The 507-nt window shown below is 68.4% G+C and carries 1 protein-coding gene; it reads right to left on the minus strand.

Annotation, left to right across the window (positions count from 1 at the left end):
* Positions 1-45: 45 nt before the first annotated feature.
* Positions 46-342: an FAD assembly factor SdhE gene (locus tag VQ03_RS30565; RefSeq protein ID WP_048454704.1), complete on the minus strand. Its 297-nt coding sequence runs from the start codon at positions 340-342 to the stop codon at positions 46-48.
* Positions 343-507 lie beyond the last annotated feature (165 nt).

Consider the following 507-nt stretch of genomic DNA (forward strand, 5'->3'; position numbering starts at 1 on the left):
CGCAGAGGGGGGAGGGTTGACCCGCGCCTCACCTCGAAGCCTATCTCACAGATCCACCGGCGCCCCGTGCTGGTGGAAGGCCTTCATCCGGCGATAGACCGCGGTGTCGTAGTTCGACGGGGCCTCGGCCTCGTCGGTGATCCAGCGGAAGAGATCGCGGTCCGGCACCTCGATCAGCCGCTCGAAATCGTCGAGCTCCTCCTCCGTGAGCGTCCCGATCTCGGCATCCGCGAAACGGCCCATGATCAGGTCCATCTCCCGGGTGCCCCGGTGCCAGGAGCGGTAGAGGGTGCGGCGGCGGCGCGGATCGAGGTCGGCGCTGGTACGGGTGGTGCCGGTCATCGCTGAGACAAATCCTCGGGCTGGTCCGGTGCGGCTTTACCGCCCGGGGCGCGGGTGCGAAACCCCGCGACTTGATATGGGATTTGCCGCAGCCTGTGACACCCGCAAGCCCGCAACCGCGACGGCGTGGTGTATAGAGCCCCCGATTCCCCACCGCCCCCGTCC

This window comes from Methylobacterium tarhaniae (assembly GCF_001043955.1).
Classification (GTDB): Bacteria; Pseudomonadota; Alphaproteobacteria; order Rhizobiales; family Beijerinckiaceae; genus Methylobacterium; species Methylobacterium tarhaniae.

What these genes read in the sequence shown, in the direction of transcription:
- VQ03_RS30565 (WP_048454704.1), bottom strand. Translation starts at nt 342, where the DNA reads ATGACCGGCACCACCCGTACCAGCGCCGACCTCGATCCGCGCCGCCGC.